The 19,285-nt window shown below is 69.4% G+C and carries 18 protein-coding genes, 1 tRNA gene and 2 pseudogenes; 10 read left to right on the top strand and 11 right to left on the bottom strand.

All coding sequences use genetic code 11. From position 1 onward, the window contains the following. Position 1: 1 nt before the first annotated feature. Positions 2–865, bottom strand: coding sequence for a class I SAM-dependent methyltransferase (locus tag U9983_RS02335; RefSeq protein WP_322752440.1), 864 nt, complete (start codon positions 863–865; stop codon positions 2–4). 132 nt (positions 866–997) lie between these two features. Here U9983_RS02335 and U9983_RS02330 point away from each other — a divergent pair, with 132 nt between their 5' ends. Beyond that, positions 998–1,963, top strand: a complete 966-nt coding sequence (locus tag U9983_RS02330) for a CAP domain-containing protein (protein WP_322752439.1) — start codon at positions 998–1,000, stop codon at positions 1,961–1,963. A gap of 272 nt (positions 1,964–2,235) precedes the next feature. On the opposite strand, the gene U9983_RS02325 is transcribed toward U9983_RS02330, so the two are convergent. The 3 genes from U9983_RS02325 to U9983_RS02315 form a co-directional block, all read right to left on the bottom strand. Then, positions 2,236–2,802, bottom strand: coding sequence for a PIN domain-containing protein (locus tag U9983_RS02325; RefSeq protein ID WP_322752438.1), 567 nt, complete (start codon positions 2,800–2,802; stop codon positions 2,236–2,238). Continuing rightward, positions 2,799–3,245, bottom strand: coding sequence for a helix-turn-helix domain-containing protein (locus tag U9983_RS02320; protein ID WP_322752437.1), 447 nt, complete (start codon positions 3,243–3,245; stop codon positions 2,799–2,801). Before U9983_RS02320 ends, U9983_RS02325 begins: the two co-directional genes overlap by 4 nt. Positions 3,246–3,318: 73 nt before the next feature. Further along, positions 3,319–3,645, bottom strand: a complete 327-nt coding sequence (locus U9983_RS02315; protein WP_322752436.1) for a hypothetical protein — start codon at positions 3,643–3,645, stop codon at positions 3,319–3,321. A gap of 38 nt (positions 3,646–3,683) precedes the next feature. Between U9983_RS02315 and U9983_RS27640 the strand changes: the two are divergent. Then, positions 3,684–3,935 (top strand): annotated as a pseudogene (locus U9983_RS27640) (IS110 family transposase); the annotation flags it as partial. 73 nt (positions 3,936–4,008) lie between these two features. On the opposite strand, the pseudogene U9983_RS02305 reads toward U9983_RS27640, so the two are convergent. From U9983_RS02305 to U9983_RS02285, 5 genes and pseudogenes are all read right to left on the bottom strand, one after another. Beyond that, a pseudogene (locus U9983_RS02305) lies at positions 4,009–4,205 on the bottom strand (transcriptional regulator); the annotation flags it as partial. 188 nt (positions 4,206–4,393) lie between these two features. Next, entirely contained in the window at positions 4,394–6,127 is a 1,734-nt protein-coding gene (locus U9983_RS02300; protein ID WP_322752433.1) for a serine/threonine-protein kinase, read from the bottom strand. Positions 6,128–6,280: 153 nt separating this feature from the next. After that, positions 6,281–6,463, bottom strand: a complete 183-nt coding sequence (locus tag U9983_RS02295; protein WP_322752432.1) for a hypothetical protein — start codon at positions 6,461–6,463, stop codon at positions 6,281–6,283. 503 nt (positions 6,464–6,966) lie between these two features. Further along, complete coding sequence (locus U9983_RS02290; RefSeq protein ID WP_322752431.1) at positions 6,967–7,479, bottom strand: GNAT family N-acetyltransferase; 513 nt, start codon at positions 7,477–7,479, stop codon at positions 6,967–6,969. Next, positions 7,476–7,739, bottom strand: a complete 264-nt coding sequence (locus U9983_RS02285; RefSeq protein ID WP_416211251.1) for a DUF1778 domain-containing protein — start codon at positions 7,737–7,739, stop codon at positions 7,476–7,478. The genes U9983_RS02290 and U9983_RS02285 overlap by 4 nt, the downstream gene beginning before the upstream one ends. Before the next feature lie 697 nt (positions 7,740–8,436). Between U9983_RS02285 and U9983_RS02280 the strand changes: the two genes are divergently transcribed. Continuing rightward, positions 8,437–9,492 (top strand): replication-relaxation family protein, encoded by a 1,056-nt coding sequence (locus tag U9983_RS02280; RefSeq protein WP_322752468.1) that lies wholly within the window; start codon positions 8,437–8,439, stop codon positions 9,490–9,492. A 271-nt stretch (positions 9,493–9,763) separates the two neighbouring features. On the opposite strand, the gene U9983_RS02275 is transcribed toward U9983_RS02280, so the two are convergent. Together U9983_RS02275 and U9983_RS02270 are read right to left on the bottom strand one after the other, a co-directional pair. Further along, a complete protein-coding gene (locus U9983_RS02275) occupies positions 9,764–10,102 on the bottom strand; it encodes a MerR family transcriptional regulator (RefSeq protein ID WP_322752429.1) in 339 nt (112 codons plus the stop codon). Between the two features lie 1,123 nt (positions 10,103–11,225). Next, positions 11,226–11,297, bottom strand: a tRNA-Arg gene (locus tag U9983_RS02270). 73 nt (positions 11,298–11,370) lie between these two features. On the opposite strand from U9983_RS02270, the gene U9983_RS02265 reads away from it, so the two are divergent. From U9983_RS02265 to U9983_RS02235, 7 genes are all read left to right on the top strand, one after another. Continuing rightward, positions 11,371–11,760, top strand: coding sequence for a response regulator transcription factor (locus U9983_RS02265; protein ID WP_322748072.1), 390 nt, complete (start codon positions 11,371–11,373; stop codon positions 11,758–11,760). 92 nt (positions 11,761–11,852) lie between these two features. Beyond that, positions 11,853–12,929 (top strand): DALR anticodon-binding domain-containing protein, encoded by a 1,077-nt coding sequence (locus tag U9983_RS02260; protein ID WP_322752428.1) that lies wholly within the window; start codon positions 11,853–11,855, stop codon positions 12,927–12,929. 44 nt (positions 12,930–12,973) lie between these two features. After that, positions 12,974–14,407 (top strand): diaminopimelate decarboxylase, encoded by a 1,434-nt coding sequence (gene lysA, locus U9983_RS02255; RefSeq protein WP_416211250.1) that lies wholly within the window; start codon positions 12,974–12,976, stop codon positions 14,405–14,407. 10 nt (positions 14,408–14,417) lie between these two features. Continuing rightward, positions 14,418–15,701 (top strand): homoserine dehydrogenase, encoded by a 1,284-nt coding sequence (locus tag U9983_RS02250; RefSeq protein WP_322748069.1) that lies wholly within the window; start codon positions 14,418–14,420, stop codon positions 15,699–15,701. After that, positions 15,698–16,846 carry a threonine synthase gene (thrC, locus tag U9983_RS02245; protein ID WP_322752426.1) on the top strand — a complete coding sequence of 383 codons (1,149 nt, stop codon included), beginning with the start codon at positions 15,698–15,700 and terminating at the stop codon, positions 16,844–16,846. The genes U9983_RS02250 and thrC overlap by 4 nt, the downstream gene beginning before the upstream one ends. Then, the gene (locus U9983_RS02240) at positions 16,843–17,892 is read left to right on the top strand and encodes a homoserine kinase (protein WP_322752425.1); all 1,050 of its coding nucleotides are present in this window, start codon (positions 16,843–16,845) and stop codon (positions 17,890–17,892) included. Before thrC ends, U9983_RS02240 begins: the two co-directional genes overlap by 4 nt. A 496-nt stretch (positions 17,893–18,388) precedes the next feature. Further along, the coding region (locus U9983_RS02235) for a Rho termination factor N-terminal domain-containing protein (RefSeq protein WP_322752424.1) at positions 18,389–19,285 on the top strand (897 nt) is incomplete at its 3' end.

The following is a 19,285-nucleotide window of genomic DNA, read 5'->3' as shown; positions in this document are numbered from 1 at the left end:
GTCAACGCTTACGGAAGACCATCGCCAGGTTCCAGGTGAGAACTTCCCGTACGCCGGGAATTCGAAGGATCGGCTTTGCCCAGGTCGGCAGGTATCGCGGCATGGCCTCGATGACCTGGACGTCGGACCGGCCGTTCGCCCAGGCCAGGGCGTCCGCGACCGATACCGGGAACAGGCTGGTGCCGTAGCGGTTCTTGGGTGCGACACCGGTGCGGCGCTCGTACCGCAGCGCCGCCCGGTGGCCACCCAGGTAGTGCCATGGTGAGGTCTCGTGTCCGCCCCACGGCGACAGCCAGTTGGTGAAGCTCAGGAAGATCACGCCGCCGGGACGGGTCACCCGCACCATTTCCGCACACATCCGCCATGGGTCGGGGACGTGTTCAAGGACGTTCGAGGAATAGCAGATGTCCACCGAGGCGGTGGCGAACGGCATGTCCAGCGCGCTGCCCAGGACCCGCCCCGGCTCGACGATGCCCCCCGCGCTCAGCTCCGAAATATCCGGTTCGACCCAGAAGTACCGGGCACCCGCCCGCTGGAAGGCGGCGCGGAAATAGCCGGGGCCGCCGCCGACGTCCAGCACCACGGAGCCGGCCAGCGACGTGAACCGGCTGAGCTGGTGCACCGAGTCCGCGGCGAGCAGCGAGTAGAAGCCCGCGGGGTCGACCTGCTCGCGGCGGCAGGCCTGGAACAGTTTGATCGATCGGCCGATCGAGGTGCCGGCCACAGGCGCAGGTGGGGCAGCTGGCAGCTGCGGTACGGGCGGTACCCGTACCGGGCGCGAGCCTTGCGACGGTGTCCCGTCGAGTGCGGTGGGAGTATCGGGGGAGGAGGAAGATCCCCGTGAGGGGGACACCGTCTCGGCCATGCCGGGCACAATAACATCCGATGGCGTGGCCAGAACGTAACTTTACGTCCCGGGCTCGACCCGTACACCCGAGACCTGACGGCGCCACGCACAGGTGACACACAACGATGCCCGACGACACGCCCCGGAGTCATGATGATCGAGCTGGTCGCCGGTGCCAACCGGTCGTTGCCTGGTGGTGTCCTGTCGGTACGGGTGCCCGGCCCCTTCGACCTTTCGGTCCTCATCACGGGTGCCGATGGGAAAGTCACAACCGACCAGGACTTCGTCTTCTACAACCAGCCGTCCGCGCCCGGTGCACGGTGCAACGGTGACACCGTGGACATCGACCCGGGCCGGCTGCGGCCGGGGGCGAACCGGGTGGTCGTTGTCGTCAGCCCCGCCGACACCGCGCTGGCGCTCGGGCAGCTGCCACCACCGGTGCTGGACATCCGTGGCCGCGACGGGGCTCCGCTCGTGCGCTTCACCCCGCCTGCGCCACGCACCGAGACCGTGCTCCTACTTGCCGAGATCTACCGGCGTGGCAGCGAGTGGAAGGTCCGCGCGCTTGGGCAGGGCTATGCCGACGGCCTGGCCGGGCTCGCTCGCGACTTCGGTGTGGACGTGGCTGACGACGGCGCAGCGCCGATGCCGGTGCCGGGTCAGCGCCTCGGGGGACCGGCGGGACCGGCGGGACCGGCCGAGGCTGTGTCCGCCATGGTGGTCCCGGCCATGGTCACAGAGGTGGTCGCGTTGGTGAACGCCGAACGGGCCAGGGTCGGCGCCGGGCCGTTGACCCTCGAACCACGCCTGACCCTGGCCGCGCAACGGCACAGCGAGGACATGGCGGCGAACAGCTACATGGACCACGTCAGCCTGGACGGGCGGACGATGTCCGACCGCGGTACCGCCGCCGGCTACCGTTACCGCGCGTTGGGTGAGAACGTCGCCGCGGGCCAGCAGAGCCCGGCCGAGGTGATGGACGGCTGGATGCACAGCCCCGGCCACCGCACGAACATCCTCAACGGGGAGTTCACCCAGATCGGTGTCGGCTTTGCCCGTGGTGGCAGCTACGGCATCTACTGGACGCAGGTCTTCGGCACCCCCGCCGACTGGTGACTCCCTGCAATGACGATGGTTCCACAGCGGCGATGTGGTACTGCCTCGCGCAACACAGGGAACCCGAGTCGTGCCCTCGGGGAGGCTCGTACAGCATCCAAGCAAACCTCAGCGGAGGCCAGCCTTGTCGTATCGGCTCGTCTGCCTGCGCGTATCACCCCGAGTAGCGATGATGGAAGGCCATGATGGTGGCCGGCGTGCTCTCGGGCGCGGGGTATCGGCGTACGCCGAAGCCGATAGTCCTGCCGTCGGTGTGCGGCGTCTGCCGCTGGTCAGTGACTGACTCGTAGTTCGGCGGCGCTGACCGGTAGGCCGCCTCGTTCGAGGCGATCGAGGACGTCGTCGACGCTGCCCGGAGGGTTGCGCCACGAATCCGCGATCTGTTGGACGGCGGCATACACCACGGAGCGGTCGAGGCTGATCTGATCTCGGACGAACTCGTCCGGTGACTTCACCGCGATTCCCCAGGGCTGTATATCGGCGGCTGGGAAGTCGCGTATGTTCGCTGTGACGATCACTTGTGCGCCGGCCCGGATCGTCGCGGCCAGGACGTGCCGGTCGTCCGGATCGGGGAGCTTGAGTGAGTCGATCAGCGTTTCGTAGTCGCTGATCTTCCAGTCGCGGACGGCCATGCTCATGAGCGTGCGGGTGCGGTCGAGTCTGGCCGGGTCGAGGCCGGGGCGGTTGCGTCGGAGCGCGGTGAACATCTCGTCCAGGATTTGTTCGGTCCATCGCGCATGGACCAGCCCGGCCTGCGCCACGCGGATCAGTAGATCGCGTAGCGTGCTCGGGTACAGCACGCTCGCGTCGTAGACGACGACGAACGGCGTCGGAGTCAACTCAGGCCCATGTCCTGGGCCAGGGTGGTCAGTTCGTCGGCGGCGGCGCGGCGCCGGGCGTCGTCGCGGTGCTTGTACTCCAGCAGCGATCCGGCCGGGACCCGGCGGTGTGTTCCGACCTTGCGGTAGGCGATCTCGCCGGCGTCGAGCAGCCCGATCAGGTAGGGCCGAGACACGTTCAGCAGGTCGGCGGCCTGCTGGGTGGTCAGCTCGGCGTGCGCGGGCACGACCGAGACGCCATGGCCGCCCGCCATGTGGGCCAGAACGCGGGACAGCAGTTCCACCGCGGCCCTGGGCAGGACCAGCTGACCGTCGTCATCAAGCCGGACGGTGGCCAGGCCGTCCGGGTGTGTCCGGAGGTATGCCTGGACTCGCTCCAGTGCCTCGGCGGCAGCGGCGGCCGACTCGGCGTCGGGGACGACCGGACCGAAGACGGCGTTCATCCCATCCTCCTCTCCAAACGCAGTAAGTGAAACAATCGTAGCAGTCGAAGTGCGGCGGGGTCGTCGCATCGGGTCAGGTCGTGGTGAGATGGCCGAGCCATGCTCCGAAGGTGAGCGAGAACGGCGGCCGGGCGTCCACTTTGGCCGCGAGCGCCCGCCGGCGGGTCAGATCGCCGCCGCAGGTCTCGATGATGATCTCTGCGATCTGGTCGGCGCGTCCGGTGCAGTTCAGGACGTGCCGGGCGGGCAGGGCCTGCAGGATCCCGGGTGTGGTGTGGGCCGTAGTGAACGAGCAGGTCAGCAGGTCAGCAGGTCGGACTGGCGGTTCGAGCCCTAGTTGGCTCCCGAGCATCCGACTACGCAGGGTCGCGGACGGTGGGTGATGCCTCGCGGTCACCATCGTCCCCCCGGAGTGAGTACGAGCGACCTTGCCGCGCGGCCCGTTACCGGCGGATCGCCGCCCGCCGCGGCAAGAAACGGGCACTGGTCGCTGTCGGCCACTCCGTTCTCACCTCCGTCTGGCACATGCTCACCACCGACCTGCCCTAACAGGACCTCGGCCCCGGCCACTTCGTCAACCGCCTCGACGACCGGGGCAAAGCCCGCACCGCCCGCCGACTCGTCGACCAGCTCGGCCAACTCGGCTACCACGTCACCCTCCAGCCCACCTCCGTCCCGACACCTCGGTGACGAAACGGGAGCGACTCACTGGGTTTTCGGGTCAGGCGCCGGCGATCAGAATCGCTGCCAGGGCCAACGGCGTCCGGGCTGCGAGGACCAGGAGTTCGCCGTGTATCCGCCTATAGCCCGACCCGCTGTTCTCCGGGGCCAGCCGCAGCACCAGAATACGGATCGAGGCCACAGTACGGGCCGTCCGCGCCGCTCGGGGCACGACGCGGTGGGGCGACGCCGGGAGATCAGGGCGCGGTGCCAGCGCAGAACGGTCCCTGGGCGCCCCAGCGCAGCCGAATTCCGGCGCCACCAGCGCCAAGTCCAGGTCCACCGTAGGCCCACAACGCCGTCACACGGCTACCGGCATCCCGCAAGTGAGCCAGGCGATCAACCCAGTTTTGACTACTCCACGTGAGTATTTGGCTAGCGCCGGCTGGCAGGATGCGCAGGGCGACACTGCGGCAAGAGTCCGCCGGTCACCCCGAAACTGCGGACACCCGCATGGCACAGGCGTGATCACTCTTGTCGTTGAGGAACACCTGCGTGCGTCCCTTCGGGTCCAAGATCACCGGGCCGTCGCCGTCGCCTTGCCGGACGGTATGGGTATCCAGCTCCTCGCCGTTTGTGACGTCGTGCAGTGTGGGGGAACAGTCCCCGGTGCCGTTGAAGTCCACGACCTGCACGGCCACCCGGGCCGGGGCGGCGAAGGCGGCGGTGTCGCCCTCGTTCGCCGGCTGGGTGAAGGGCAGCGCGACCGTACCTGTGCCCGCGATGGCGGTGACCAGGCAACGGGGGTCGTTCATTTCCCACTGGAAATTGCCACTGGCCGAAATCTGGAAGGTCCACGTCCCGTACAGGTCCGTCACGTTTCCGATTTCCTTGCCGTTGGCGTCGACATCGCGCAGTGTTACCGCACAGCCGTGACCGGCGTTCTCGACCGTGTTGCGGATGACGATCCGCCACGGTGCGTCCGCCCGGTATGAGGATGTCCGCGCGGTCGGTGCCGGGTTCGGCGTCGTGGTCTGCGCGGTCGACGGTGTCGCGGACGCTGGTGCCGTGCTGCTCACATCCTGACCGCCGCCGTCCCCTCCGCCAGCGAGGGATCCGGCCACGATCGCCGTTGCCGTGAGGACCAGCGCCCCCGCCGTCGCATACGGCCACCAGCGCCGCCTTGCCACCGGCATCGGGGTCGGCGCCGGGGTCGGCGATCGGGGCCAGGCCGGCGGCGGGGTCGATCCGCCGGCAACCATAAGGTCAAGCGGCATCACCCGGGTGACGTCGGTCGTCGGCCCGGTGTGGGGAGCCGTCAACGCCACGGCACCGCCGACGAGGTCGGCGAGCTCCTCTCGCAACGCATCGGCGGTCGGTCGCGATGCCGGCTCGCGGGCCAGCGCGCGGCGGACAAGGGCTTGCAGCGGGGCCGCGACCTGGTGATAGTCGACGTCGGGCTCGGCGAACCGGACGCGGTCCAGGACCACCTCGGCCCGGCCGCCGCCGAACGGCGGCCGTCCGGAGGCGGCGAAGCAGACCAGTGCGCCCCAGCCGAACACGTCCGTGGAGGCGGTGGCCTCGCCGCCAGCCGCCTGCTCGGGGGAGAACCAGGCGGGGGTACCGATGAACTGGCCGGTCGCGGTCAACGGACGAGCGTCGGCCGCCGCCGCGATCCCGAAGTCGATGACCCGGGGGCCATCGGCCGTCCACAACACGTTGGACGGCTTGAGGTCGCGGTGCACCAGCCCGACGGCATGAATGGCCGCGAGCGCCTCGGCGAGCCCCGCGGCCAGGGTCTGCTGGGCAGCATCGGGCAGCGGACCGTGGGTACGCACCCATCGTTCCAGGTCCGTGCCGTCGACGAACTCGGTGGCCAGCCACGGCCGGTCGGTATCCAGCTCGAAATCGACCAGTCGGGCCGTGCGGGCGCTCTCGACCCGGAAGCATGCCTGGATCTCGCGCTGGAACCGCACCCGGTAGTCGGGGTCGTCGACCAGCTCGGCGCGGATCATTTTGAGCGCGACCCGGCCCCGCGGTCCTTCGGCCAGGTAGACGACTCCCATTCCGCCACTGCCCAGCCGGCCGACGAGCCGGTGGCGTCCCAGCATCGGGGGATCCGTGGACCGCAACGGCCGCAACGGAACGCGGTGCCCGCCCGGCATCACGATCACTTCTGGTTCCCCCGTCGCCACGCCGGCGCCGTCGCCATCACCAGACATCGGTCACCTGGCATCCGGTCCGGCCTCGGCGGAACGAGGGGCACCGTGACGACACGGGTTGTGTCGCCGTCACCCGGAGAGCCTGGACAGCTAGAAGCGCCTGGAGTGAAGGGCCGGCGGCCGGCGGCCGGGCCCGAGGAAGCTCGGACGGGTTCATGGGATGCACACGTCTCCGATGGGGCTCGCCGTGGTGCGAGTCGCGACAAAGGAAGATAGCAGGGCGAGCGCCGCGTTAGCGTCGTCCGCCTCGACGTCCCACCAGGGGACTATCCGGCCGCCCGTGCTGTGCAGGAGGACGTCCTCGACCGGGCGCGGCGAGTCCTGGTCGAGGACCATCTGCACACGATCCATTACAAACGAGTACTAGATGCTCTTGATAGGACATAGCCGCAGGCCACGCCTTTACCAGTCGCGGCTGGCGCGGCACACACCTGTGCAATAAGGCCCTTGTGCGATGAGTCGAGCAACAGCACCCACGCCGGAGCCGTCTGCCCGGGACCGCCGAAGTAGGTCGCGGTTCGACGAATCGGCTGGCCGTCGATGTGCTTGCTGGGGCTACCCCCGTAGGGCACGAACCTACGCCTGCTCGTAGTCACCAAAACCGCTGGTAGCGACCTGTGCGGTCCGTTGCGGGCCGGGAGCGGCCAGAATCGGCCGCGATATCGCTCACCAGGTTTGACCAGGACAAATAACCAGATAAAGATCTTTTATGCGTGCCCTCGGGGTGGCTCGTTCAGCATCCACGCAAACCGCCGCGAAGGCCAGCCTTGTCGTATCGGCCCGTCTACCTGTGCGTATCACCCCGAGCAACGGCACTGGCGGTGCCCGTGACAAGCCGGCTAGACGGATGTGATCCCCCTGGTCAGAGCTCTGGCGTCCTTCATCAGAAGGAATGGGTGAAGCGGGTGGGTCGGGGAGGGCTCGAACCCGAAGTGCAGGTAGAACTGCCGGGCCTGGTCGTGCAGGGCATGGACGAGCAGCGCCCGCACACCGACGATCTCCGCCGCGGTGACGGTGCGGGTGATCGCGTCCCGGAGCAGATGGGCGCCCAAGCCCCGGCCTTGTTCCTTGGCGTCGACGGCGAGGCGTCCGAGCAGGATGACCGGGACCGGGTCGGGCATGCCCTGCCCGACGCGCCGACTGGTATCCAGCCGTTGGACGGCACCGGTGGCCAGGGCGTAGTAGCCGACGACGCGTTCGTCCCGGGTAGTGACGAAGCAGCGGGATGCCCCCGCGGTCTGGTTGCCCAGCGCGCGTCGGCGCAGCCAGTCGTCGAGCGAGGGTTCGCCGCTGTCCAAGGCCGACAGGTCGTCGGAGGCGATGATTGGCCGGGGGGCCGAGTAGCCGCTCACTCAAAGAGCGATTCTTCGGCGAACAGGCGCTCCAGCCGCGGCTTGCGGGTCACCGGACGATCGAGGACGGCGAGGAACTCCGCCCACGCCTCGTTCCCCAGGGTGAACATGCGCTGGTCGGCCAGGACGTCCCTGGCCTTGGCCACGGCCGCGTTCACGGTGAACTCGGTGACGCTGGAGCCCTCGACCGCGGCGGCGGCGCGGATCAACGCGTCCTGCTCTTCGGGCAGGCGGACGGCGATACGGGAACTCTTGACCATCGTCATGCCCCGAGTGTGCGCCTAGTAGGCGTACAGGTCAAGGAGGGGTGGCTTGACCTCACCGTGATTCCCCATGGCTGCATATCGGCGCGGACGGCTGGTGTTCTCCAGCGTGGTGACGCTGGCGCTGAATGTAGCTGAGCCGGTGATCGCGGGGGACTACGGGAAGGCCGCGTTCGACGCGGTCGGCCCGGCGCTTCTTATCGGCTGGTCGGAGGTGGGCCCGGGGCTGTTGCGCGCGATGCGCCACCCCACCACCTTCCACCCTGTAGCGCAGGACGCGACCATCTCTGAGTCCGCGTCCCGGCCGGAAACTGGTGGGGCAGTGTTGCCCACCGCCGTGTCTGCGCCGTCCGGAGGTGAGAGCCCTCGGGCCGAGGTGGTGGCGGTTCCTGCGCAGCGCGCTCCCGACCGGCCGAGCACCGTGGTGCTCGACGGCTCATTGTTGGAGCGGGCGCGGCGTGAGGATGCCCGCTACTGGGAGGAGCACCGTCGTCCGATCTCCTCGGACGAGCTGCGCAAGCGGCTGAAGGTCGGCTCGAAGCGGGCGCGGGCTCTGGCCACGCAGCTACGCACCGAGGCCCACCGGGTGTTGGAAGAACATGCCCCCACCGCCGACCTCCCTGAGGTCGGTACGGCTGGGCCCGCGTCGGATGCCGACGCATGCATGATCAGCCCCTTTGGGAGACCCCTCGACGTGATCACGAATCCTCCGCAGCAGACCTACCTCGGCCGCCGTACCTACGCCCGACCCGCCGCCCGCGTCGTGTCCAGCGGTGAGCACCAGCTCTGGCTGGTCCGCCACCTCACCCCCCGGGACCGGTGGATCACCCGGATGATCCACGAGCATCGGGTGCTGACGACCCACCAGATCGTCGAACTCGGCTGGATCACCCGCCGGTCGGCCAACCTACGCCTGCTGGAGCTCTACCGCTGGCGGGTCCTCGACAGGTTCCAGCCGCTCGCGGTCAGTGGCCTGTCGCCCATGCACTACGTCCTCGACGTCGCCGGCGCCGCCGTCCTCGCGCACGAGGACGGCCTGGACCCGAAGAAGATCGGCTACCAGCATGACCGGGCCATGGGCATCGCCCACTCGTTGCACCTCGCACCTCGCACCTCGCACCTCGCACCTCGGGTCGCGGTCAACGGCATGTTCACCCGGCTGGTCCACCACGCCCGCCAGCCCGAAGGCACGGGCCGGCTCACGGCCTGGTGGTCGGAGGAACGCTGCGCCCGGTCGTTCGGGGACATCATGCGGCCCGACGCGTACGGCCGGTGGGCGCAGGGCCGCGCCGAGGTCGAATGGTTCCTCGAACTGGACTTCGGCACCGAAGCGCTCCGCCGCCTTACCTTCAAGATCGACGCCTACGACCGGCTCGCCAAGACGACCAACATCCACACGCCGGTTCTGATCTGGACCACCACCCTGCGCCGCGAAGCCCGCCTCCGTGAGGTCCTCGCGGAGGCGCTGCGGAACCTTGATGACCCGGCGCGGGTACCGGTCGCGACGACGGCCGCGGATCTCGCCGAACCCGACCAGCATTCGGACGCCACCCTGACCCGCTGGTTTCCCCTCACCCGGGCCGTCACCGGTCGCCTCAGCCTGGGCCAGCTGGCCAGCCTCTGGCCTCCCACCGCCAAGCCCCTGACCGACAGCTCCGCAGCCGACAGCGACGTCGGGCGTCCGACACGGCTCCACCCGCCCCAGCCCATGTCTCCCGCCGGCGGCGACTTCCAGCAGCACGCGGCCTGACTCTGGGCGACTTCCGCCAGTGGTCCTGCCACCCGGGCACAGGGCCTGGGTGGCAGGACCACCCGAGCCGGGCCCCGAACTTGCCAGGCCTTCGATAGGCACTGCCGAGGGCGCGCCGGGGAGTGTCACAAGATCAGCGACAGATCCGATCGAGAGGGGTCGTTGACCCAGCGGGCCGCGGTTGCCTGGGCTGACTCGCGGGGCTGGTTTCGTCGTCGCGGTCCGGGGTGGGCGGATCCTTCGGGTGTAGTCGGCCAGGACGGCTCGGGGGTCATTGGCTGGCTGACTGTGGCGGCTGTTGGCGTAGTTGTTGGTTGATTTTTTGGGCTTCGGTGAGTTGGTCTTCGAGGATGACGATGCGGCAGGCGGCTTCGATCGGGGTGCCTTGGTCGACGAGTTCGCGGACGCGGGCGGCGATGCGGAGCTGGTAGCGGGAGTAGCGGCGGTGGCCGCCGTCCGAGCGCAGTGGGGTGATGAGGCGGGCTTCGCCGAGGGCCCGTAGGAAGGCGGGGGTGGTGTCGAGCATGGCGGCTGCGCGGCCCATGGTGTAGGCGGGGTAGTCGTCGTCGTCGAGGCTGTCGGCCGGTGTGCGGGTGGTTCCAGGAGTCATTGCACCTCTCGGGAGACGTGGAGGGGCCCTGGCGCCAGATGGCACCAGGGCCCCGAGGGTTTTCAACACCATCTACCGGCCAGGTGAGCCGGATTCCTCAGTTCGCGCCGCGCCCTGAGAGGGCGGGTGCTGCGGAGATCGCATATGCGTGACCGGGGACCACCTTCCAATCCGGGGCCTGCGGAGACCGGACGAGCTAGACCATCGTCCGGGCGATCCTGATGGCGCCTACTCCTCTCCTCAGTGACAGGCGGGGGTACTGCTGAACTCCTGCGGTGGTGCTCGGCGGCCTACCCTGACCGCCGTCCCGCTCGCGACAGTTCCTGTCTGCCGCGACCATGGACTCTCTTGGCTACGGGAGTGAATCTACCCGGCGGAGGGCCCGATGTCTACTACAGCGGCCACAGATTTTTTAGCTCCGAACAGACAGGTGTGCCGCCGCGGCCAGGCACGTCCGGGAGTCGGTATCGCGCCCAGGCGGACAGCGGTAAGAACCCTGCCGGGAGGTCGGTGGGCCAACGTCCGTAGGAGAACGCACGCCAGGCCCCGTTCGCCGCCGCGGGACCCGGGCCGACACCGACGAGGGACGGTATGGCGTGGATCTACTGGCTCGGATCAGGTCTGGGAAGCAGCGCGGGTGACGACTGCGGACGCCGCCCTTCCCACGACCCTGCTGCGCCGTGAGTACGCGAGCGGGGATCTTGGCGCGGGCGCGGCCGGCGGCGAGTAGCTGGGGATCGCGTTCGCCAGCGACGAGGGCTTCGAGGATCTTCCGGCCGGTGACGCCGACGAGGTGGGTGAGGACCGCGGCGAGTTTCATGCCGGTGTCCACCTGGCTGAACGCCGGGATACCACCAACTGACGTGGCCGAGTGGGCCGGTCACTCCGTGGACATCCTGCTGAGGATCTACGTGAAGTGCCTCGACAGGGGAGGGGCCGCGATGCGGGCACGCGTCGAAGAAGCTCTTGGACTGGGCCGGTCTGCCGCCGGATAGTTGGGCGCCCATTTGGCAGAGAGGGCCGTAGCGTCCCGGTGCCGGCCGTACAGCACCGGAACTCCGGAGGGAGGGAAGCGGAATGGGTTTGTCCTGGTCGCAGACCGTTTCAGCTGGTCCCACGAACGTGCCCCCGGCAGGATTCGAACCTGCGCACCCGCCTCCGGAGGGCGGTGCTCTATCCCCTGAGCTACGGGGGCTTCAGGGCAAGCAGTCATACCGTACCAGGACCGTGGCGGTGGTCAGGCAGCCGGCTCGCCGTAAGCTCCCGATGTGTACCGCGACCCCCCACGCGTTCTCGTCGTCGACGACGACGCGGTGATCCGTCAGCTCGTGGTGGTCAACCTGGAGTTGGAGGGCTTCGAGGTGCACACTGCGATCGACGGGTTGGACTGCCTCGAGCGGGTGCGGGACGTCGCCCCGCATGTGATCACATTGGACGTCATGATGCCCCACCTCGACGGCTGGGACGTGGTCGCCCGCCTTCGCGACGACCCGGAGACCGCGGATATCCGGGTGATCCTGTTGTCGGCCCGCGCGCAGGCCGCCGATCTCAGGCGCGGGGACCGTCTCGGCGTCGACTACTACCTCACCAAGCCGTTCGACCCGGACGAGTTGATCGGGGTAGTGCGTCGCCTGGCCGGTCATGGCCAGACCGTCTGAGATGTCAGCCGTTGTGCCACCGGCCGTCCGTTGTCGACACTGCGGTGATCGGTGGCGACGGTTCGCTCGCCCCACACCGATAGCATCGCGTCATGACCCCCGACGACCTCGCGGAAACCGTGCGGGGCATCGTCGGGCAGCTGATCGCGGACGGTGAGCTTGACGTGGTGATTCCCGCGACGGTGACGGTCGAGCGGCCCAGATCTTTCGATCATGGTGACTATGCCACGCCGATCGCGCTGCGCCTTGCCCGCTCGGCGCGGCGACCACCGCGCGAGGTCGCCGAGGCGGTCGCGGGTCGGCTGCGCCAGGAGCGGGCAGTGGCCGGTGTGGACGTGGCCGGGTCAGGCTTCCTCAACATCCGATTGGCTGGCGGGGCAGTCGGGGAGATCGCCCGCATCATCGTGCGGACGGGTGGTGACTATGGCCGTGGATCGGCTGCGGATGGCAGGGCGGCCCCTGCAACGGCGATCCCTGCAACGGCGACTCTTGCGTCGGCGCGCCGGGCGGCCGTGGCGGACGCATCGGCCATGCTGCTCGATGCGGTTCGCCATCCGCAGCCGCCGGACCGTTGCGACGAGGCGATGGTCGGGGCGCCGGTGTCGCTCGCTCGCGGCGGTGAGCCGGTGGAGGCGCCGGTGCAGGTCGGGGCCTTTCTCACGATCGGTGAGCTGGTGGACGCCGTCGGCGCGGACGCCGCCCGCTACTGGCTCGTTCGTGCCCCCCTCAACCGCGCCCTCACCCTCGACCTGGACCTCCTTGCCAGGCAGACGAACGACAACCCGGCATTCCACGTCCGCTACGCCCATGCCCGGATCTGCGCCCTGCTGCGCAACGCCGGGGAGCTGGGACTCTCCTTGGATGTCGAGGACGCCGAGGTATCGGTGCTGACCCATCCGCGCGAGGGTGACCTGCTGCTGGCGCTCGGTGAACTGCCGAGGGTCGTGCAGACTGCGGCCGGACGCAGAGCGCCGTACCGGGTGGCGCGTTACCTCGAGGAAGTCGCCGGTACCTATCACCGTTTCCACGACGCCTGCCGGGTACTGCCACAGGGGGACGAGCAGGCGGGGGCCCGCAACGGAGCACGGCTGCTCCTCGCCGACGCGACCAGGATTGTCCTCGCGAACGGCCTGCGGCTGCTGGGCGTGTCAGCTCCGACGAGGATGTGACTGTTGTGCGTGACGAGGTTTCTCCCGCCCAGGGCCGGCATCAGCTGGAGGACGCGCTGTGGCCGGCGTCCGCCACCGTGGACGCCGACGGTGTGCTGCGGGTCGGCGGGCTGCGGGTGGACGCGCTCGCGGCCGAGTTCGCCACGCCCGCCTACATCCTGGACACCGATGACTTCCGGGCGCGTTGCCGGGCATGGCGGTCGGCTTTCACCGACGGCGATGTCTACTACGCGGGTAAGGCGTTGCTGTCGCGTTCGATTGCCCGATGGGTCGCCGCCGAAGGCCTCTCGCTGGATGTCTGCACGGGCGGTGAGCTCGGCGTTGCGGAGGCGGTGGGTTTTCCACCCGAACGGCTGCTCTTCCACGGCAACAACAAGTCCATCGCCGAGCTGCGGCGGGCGGTCGCCTACGGCGTCGGGCGGATCGTCGTCGACTCGTTCGTGGAGATCTCCCGCCTGGCGGCGGTGGCCGCGCAGGCCGGCGTGCGTCAGCGAGTGTTCGTCCGGGTCACTCCGGGAGTGGAGGCCCACACCCACCACTATGTGGCCACCGGGCAGGAGGACCAGAAGTTCGGCTTCTCGCTCGCCAGCGGCGCGGCGGCCGAGGCGATCAGACGGGTGCTGGCCGCGTCCGACCACCTTGAGCTCGTCGGGACGCACGCGCACATCGGTTCGCAGATATTCGACACCGCCGGATTCGGGCTGGCCGCCCATCGTATGGTGGGGCTGCTGGCCGTCGTTCGCGATGCCCACGGTGTCGAACTGCCCGAGCTCGATCTCGGCGGCGGCCTGGGGATTGCCTACACCGGCGAGGACGCGCCACTCGATGTCGCGGACGTCGCCGACCGGCTCCGCACGATCGTCGGCAAGGAGTGTGCAGCGGCCGGGCTCGCCGTCCCGCGGCTGGCGGTCGAACCGGGCCGGGCCATCAGCGGTCCGAGCGCGATCACACTGTATGAGGTCGGGACGGTCAAGGAACTGCCCGGGTTGCGCACCTATGTCAGCGTCGACGGTGGTATGAGCGACAACATCCGCACCGCACTGTATGATGCGCGTTACGCTGTCCGTCTGGTTTCCCGGCACAGCGCGGCCGTGCCGCACGTGGTCACGCTGGTCGGCAAGCACTGCGAGTCCGGTGACGTGATCGCCCACGACGTTGCGCTGCCGGGCGACATCCGGCCCGGAGACCTTGTCGCGGTACCGGCGAGCGGGGCATACCACCGCTCCATGGCCAGCAACTACAACCATGTTCCGCGGCCACCGGTTGTCGCGGTCCGCGCCGGACGGGCTCATGTGATCGTCCGCAGGGAAACGGAAGCGGACCTGCTGCGCCTTGACATCGACGAGGCGGACATCGACGAGGCCGACACCCCCGAGGCCGACACCCCCGAGGCCGACACCCCCGAGGCCGACGTCCCCGAGGCGGACGTTCCTGCCGCTGGACGCGACGAGGACATCATGGTCAGGAACGCGGGATGAGGAACTCGGGATGAGGATTGCGCTGCTGGGGTGCGGTGTGGTCGGGAGCGACGTCGTCCGGCTCCTGCACACCCACGCCGAGGATCTCGCCGCCCGGGTGGGCGCACCCCTGGAACTTGCCGGCATCGGGGTCCGTCGCCTGTCGGTGGTCCGTGACCTGCCGGTCGATCCGGCGCTCTTCACCACGGACGCGGACGGTCTCGCGACCCGGGACGACGTCGACATCGTCGTGGAGGTGGTGGGCGGCATCGAGCCGGCCCGCACCTGGCTGCACGCGGCACTGGACGCGGGGAAATCGGTGGTGACCGCGAACAAGGCGCTCCTTGCCACCCACGGTGCCGCGCTGTATGGCGCGGCAGCCGACCGCGGTGTGGACCTCTACTACGAGGCTGCGGTCGCCGGTGCGATCCCGCTGCTGCGCCCGCTGCGGGAGAGTCTCGCCGGTGACCGGGTCCGACGCGTGCTCGGCATCGTCAACGGCACGACCAATTTCATCCTCACCCGGATGGACGAGACCGGCGCCGGGTTCGCCGAAGCCCTCGAGGAGGCGACCACGCTCGGCTATGCGGAGGCCGACCCGAGCGCGGACATCGACGGATTCGACGCCGCCGCCAAGGCCGCGATCATTGCGCAGCTTGCGTTCCACACCCGGGTCACCCTTTCCGACGTCCACCGGGAGGGCATCGGCGGCGTCACCGCCGCGGACATCGCCAGTGCCCGCGCCATGGGATGCACGGTCAAGGCGCTGGCTATCGCCGAACGGTCACCCGATGTACCCGGCGTGAGTGTGCGGGTGCATCCTGCGATGATTCCCCGTTCCCATCCGCTCGCCGGGGTCCGGGAGGCGTTCAACGCCGTGTTCATTGAGGCGGAGGCGGCCGGCCAGCTGATGTTCTACGGTCGCGGTGCGGGTGGTTCTCCGACCGCGTCCGCGGTGCTGGGTGACCTGGTGGCGGTGGCGCGCAACCGGCTGGCCGGACGGCGGGGTCCGGGCGAGTCCGCCTATGCCGACCTGCCCGTCCTGCCGATGGGCGCCACCGTGACGCGTTATTACATCAACCTGGACGTGACGGACAAGACCGGGGTGCTCGCCTCGGTCGCCGCCGCGTTCGCCCGTCAGGACGTTTCCATCCAGAGTGTCCGCCAGGACGGCCACGGTGACGACGCCAGTCTTGTTCTGATCACGCATACCGCCAGCGACGCGGCACTGTCCGCAACAGTCGAGGAACTGCGGGAGCTGGACGTCGTGCGGGCGGTCGCGGGCGTGATGCGGGTAGAGGGAGGTGAGCTGTGACGACATCGCCAGCAGCAACATCGTCAGCGCGGACGACAGACGCGGCCGCGACGAGCGGACGGGCCCCGGGTTCGGTCAACCGCACCCGGCGGGTGTGGCGCGGCGTGATCGAGGAGTACCGGGACCGTCTGCCGGTCTCCTCGAACACGCCGGTCGTGACCCTCCGGGAAGGCGGCACCCCTCTGCTCCCCGCGGTGCACCTCTCGGCGGTGACCGAATGCGATGTTCATCTCAAGATCGAGGGCTCGAACCCGACCGGCTCGTTCAAGGACCGTGGGATGACCATGGCGATCAGTCGCGCGGTCGAGGCGGGTTCGCAGGCGGTGATCTGCGCGTCCACCGGCAACACCAGCGCGAGCGCCGCCGCGTACGCGGCCCGGGCCGGGTTGACCTGCGCCGTGCTCGTACCGAGCGGAAAGATCGCGTTGGGGAAGCTGGCTCAGGCGCTGGTACACGGGGCGCGGCTGCTGCAGCTTGACGGCTCCTTCGACGACTGTCTGCGGGTGGCCAGGGAGCTTGCCGAAACCTGCCCGGTGACCCTGGTCAACTCGGTCAACCCGTTCCGCCTGGAGGGGCAGAAGACCGCTGCCTTCGAGATCGTCGAGGACCTGGGTGCTGCACCCGACGCGCACTGTCTGCCGGTCGGGAACGCGGGGAACATCACCGCCTACTGGCGTGGCTACGTGGAGGAGGACGCACTCCACGGTTCCGGCCGGCCTCGCATGCACGGGTTCCAGGCAGCGGGTGCCGCACCCATTGTGCGCGGCAGCGTGGTCACAGCGCCACAGACGATCGCCACCGCGATCCGGATCGGCAACCCCGCGTCGTGGGCTTTCGCGTTGGCTGCCCGGGACGCCTCCGGCGGCACGATCGACGCGGTCAACGACCGTCAGATCCTCTCGGCCTACCGACTGCTCGCGCGCAACGAAGGTGTGTTCGTCGAACCGTCCAGCGCGGCGAGTGTGGCGGGACTTCTCCAGGCGCGTGCCGCAGGCCTCATCCAGGCCGGTGAGAAGGTCGTCTGCACGGTGACGGGCAACGGCCTCAAGGACCCCGAGTGGGCGATCAGCGGGGCGGCCAAGCCGGTGACCATACCGGCTACGGCTGCCGCCGCGGCCGCGGCCCTTGATCTGCAGCGGTCGTGAACCGCGCCGCCCGGGGGTCGGGGGCGGCCGGGGTCAGCGTGCGGGTGCCGGCGACCAGCGCGAACCTCGGCCCGGGTTTTGACGCCTGTGGTCTCGCGCTCGGCCTGTATGACGATCTGACGGTGGTCACCACCGACTCGGGCCTGTTGATTGACGTGACCGGTGAGGATGACGGCGCCAGGGACGAGACCCATCTGATCGCGCGTGCGGTGCGGGCCGGGCTCGATGCGCTCGGCCTCGCGCCGCCCGGGCTTGGCCTGACCTGTGTCAACCGCATCCCGCACGGCCGTGGGCTCGGTTCGTCGGCCGCGGCAATCGTGGCGGGTCTGCTGGCCGCGAGCGCGCTGGGCGAAGGTCGCCTGACTGCCATGGACGTCTTCGCTCTCGCCTGCCAGATCGAGGGCCATCCGGACAACGTCGCCCCCGCGCTCTTCGGTGGCTTCACTGTGGCGTGGTATGATGACGCCGGTCACCCACAGGTGGTTCGAACCAATCCACCGGATGATCTGCGGCCAGTAGCCTTTATTCCCGTCCGCCGCCAGGCGACATCCGCAGCACGGGCTGCGTTGCCAGTGACTGTGCTGCATGCTGATGCGGCGGCGAATGCGGGACGCGCGGCGCTGTTGGCCATGGCGATGTCAGGGACCCTGCATCCGGAGACGGTGTACCCGGAGACGGTGGGGACCGAGCCCGGCAATAGGCAGGAGCGGACAGGTCAGCCCGATTACAACTACTTTCCCGGTGCTCGGCTCGGCAACGACCGGTCGGGTCCGGCGCCCTGGGTGGATGCCCTGCTGGCGGCCACCGACGACCGGCTGCACCAGCCCTACCGTCTACCGTCCATGCCTGAAACCCGTGACCTGCTCAGCCAACTGCGAGCGGCGGGCCTGGCGGCCGTTCTGTCGGGTTCCGGACCAACCGTGCTGGCCCTCGCGGTCGGTGCGGAGCAGGCTGATGTTGCCCGCGCATGTGGCGGGGGCGGTTTCACAGTGCTCGACCTGCCGGTGGACAGGGACGGGGCCCGGGTCAGGCTCATCGCGGGCTGACACCGGCAGCTGCGGTCTACCTCGGGTCTCCCATGTGAGCCGGTTTCCCGTCCGAACCTCTCATGCTCGCCGCCGGACGGATGCGTCGCAGGACGACATCCAGCCGAAATGGTCGCGCCTTGGGCTGGAAACGGAGGACCGGGAAGCAAAGCCGCTCGAAGGTTGTTGCCCAGGTGACTCCGTCTGGATAGTCTGATGACTGCACTCGCTGCCGCCGCGGCGCGTGCTCGCCCGCCGGTGCTACCGGTTCATCGTAGCCGGATCCTGGTGCCGGAACTTGGTGCCTCAGCCTCGTCATCGAAGCCTCGGCCAGCACCGACAAGTCCTCAGCGGGATTGACGAGTTCGCATGCGGCGCTCGGCCGTTGGCGCCGTCCACGGGCGCTCTGCTTGCCCACCTGGCGCTGAATATCGTTTCCATGTGGGATGCCCAGGCGAAGAAGGTCAACAAGCATCACCCGGCTCCCTTGAGCCGGTCCCTTCAGGGAAGGAACATCTTGAGCGACACCACCGACGTGCTGCCTGACAGCGCACGTGAGTCCGCGGAGTCCCAGACACCGACGTCGTCCGTGGACGCTGGTTCTCCGCGACGCCGGCGGTCAGGCACCGGCCTTTCAGCCATGCTCCTGCCGGAGCTGCAGGCCATGGCAACTTCGTTGGGTATTCAAGGCGTGGGACGCCTGCGAAAGGGGCAGCTCATCGCGGCCATCCAGAACGTTCAGACTCCCGCCGGCGTCGCTGGGGGCGCGGATGCCGCGGCCCCGCAACCCGCCATGGCTGCCGCCGATGCGCAACCGGCCCGGAGTACCCGAGGCTCGTCCACGTCCATGCGCACCAACACGAACAGCGCTGACGCGGCCGAGCCCACGGTCGCGTCGTCCGCGGCTGAGGCGACCGCGGCAGTCGAGGGCGCGACGCGTGTCCGGACCCGCCGTGGGGCTTCCCGGGCATCGGGCAGCCCGTCCACCGCCGTCGGCGAGCAGGGGACGCTGACCGAGGCGTTGCCCGACCCCGGTGACACCCGTGGTGGCGCGGCTGCGTCTGGTCCCGCGGACGGATCCGCGAGCGTGCGAGCCGTCGGCACGCAGGACACCACGGCGGCCGGGGCCGCGCCGGCCGGCCTTGCTGCGGTACCCGCACCCGCCGCGGCCAGCGCACCCGCCGCAGCAAGTGCACCTGCCGTAGTCAGCGCGCCCAGCACGCCGGTGTCCACCACCCCTGTGGAGCTGTCCGTGGCGGCACCGACCACTGTGCCCCGCGTGTCGGACAACGGCAGCGTGCGTGGTCGAGATGACCGGCGTGATCGTCAGCAGGTCGAAGGAGACCGCGCGTCGGTTGACCGTCCCGTTGCCGCCGAGCGGCAAGGGCGCCAACAGGGCGACCGGCAGGGTCGA

It is taken from the genome of Protofrankia sp. Cas3 (genome assembly GCF_963555955.1).
Classification (GTDB): domain Bacteria; phylum Actinomycetota; class Actinomycetes; order Frankiales; family Frankiaceae; genus Protofrankia.
Note: the sequence above shows the minus strand (reverse complement) of the source record. Positions and strands in the feature narration are given on the sequence as shown.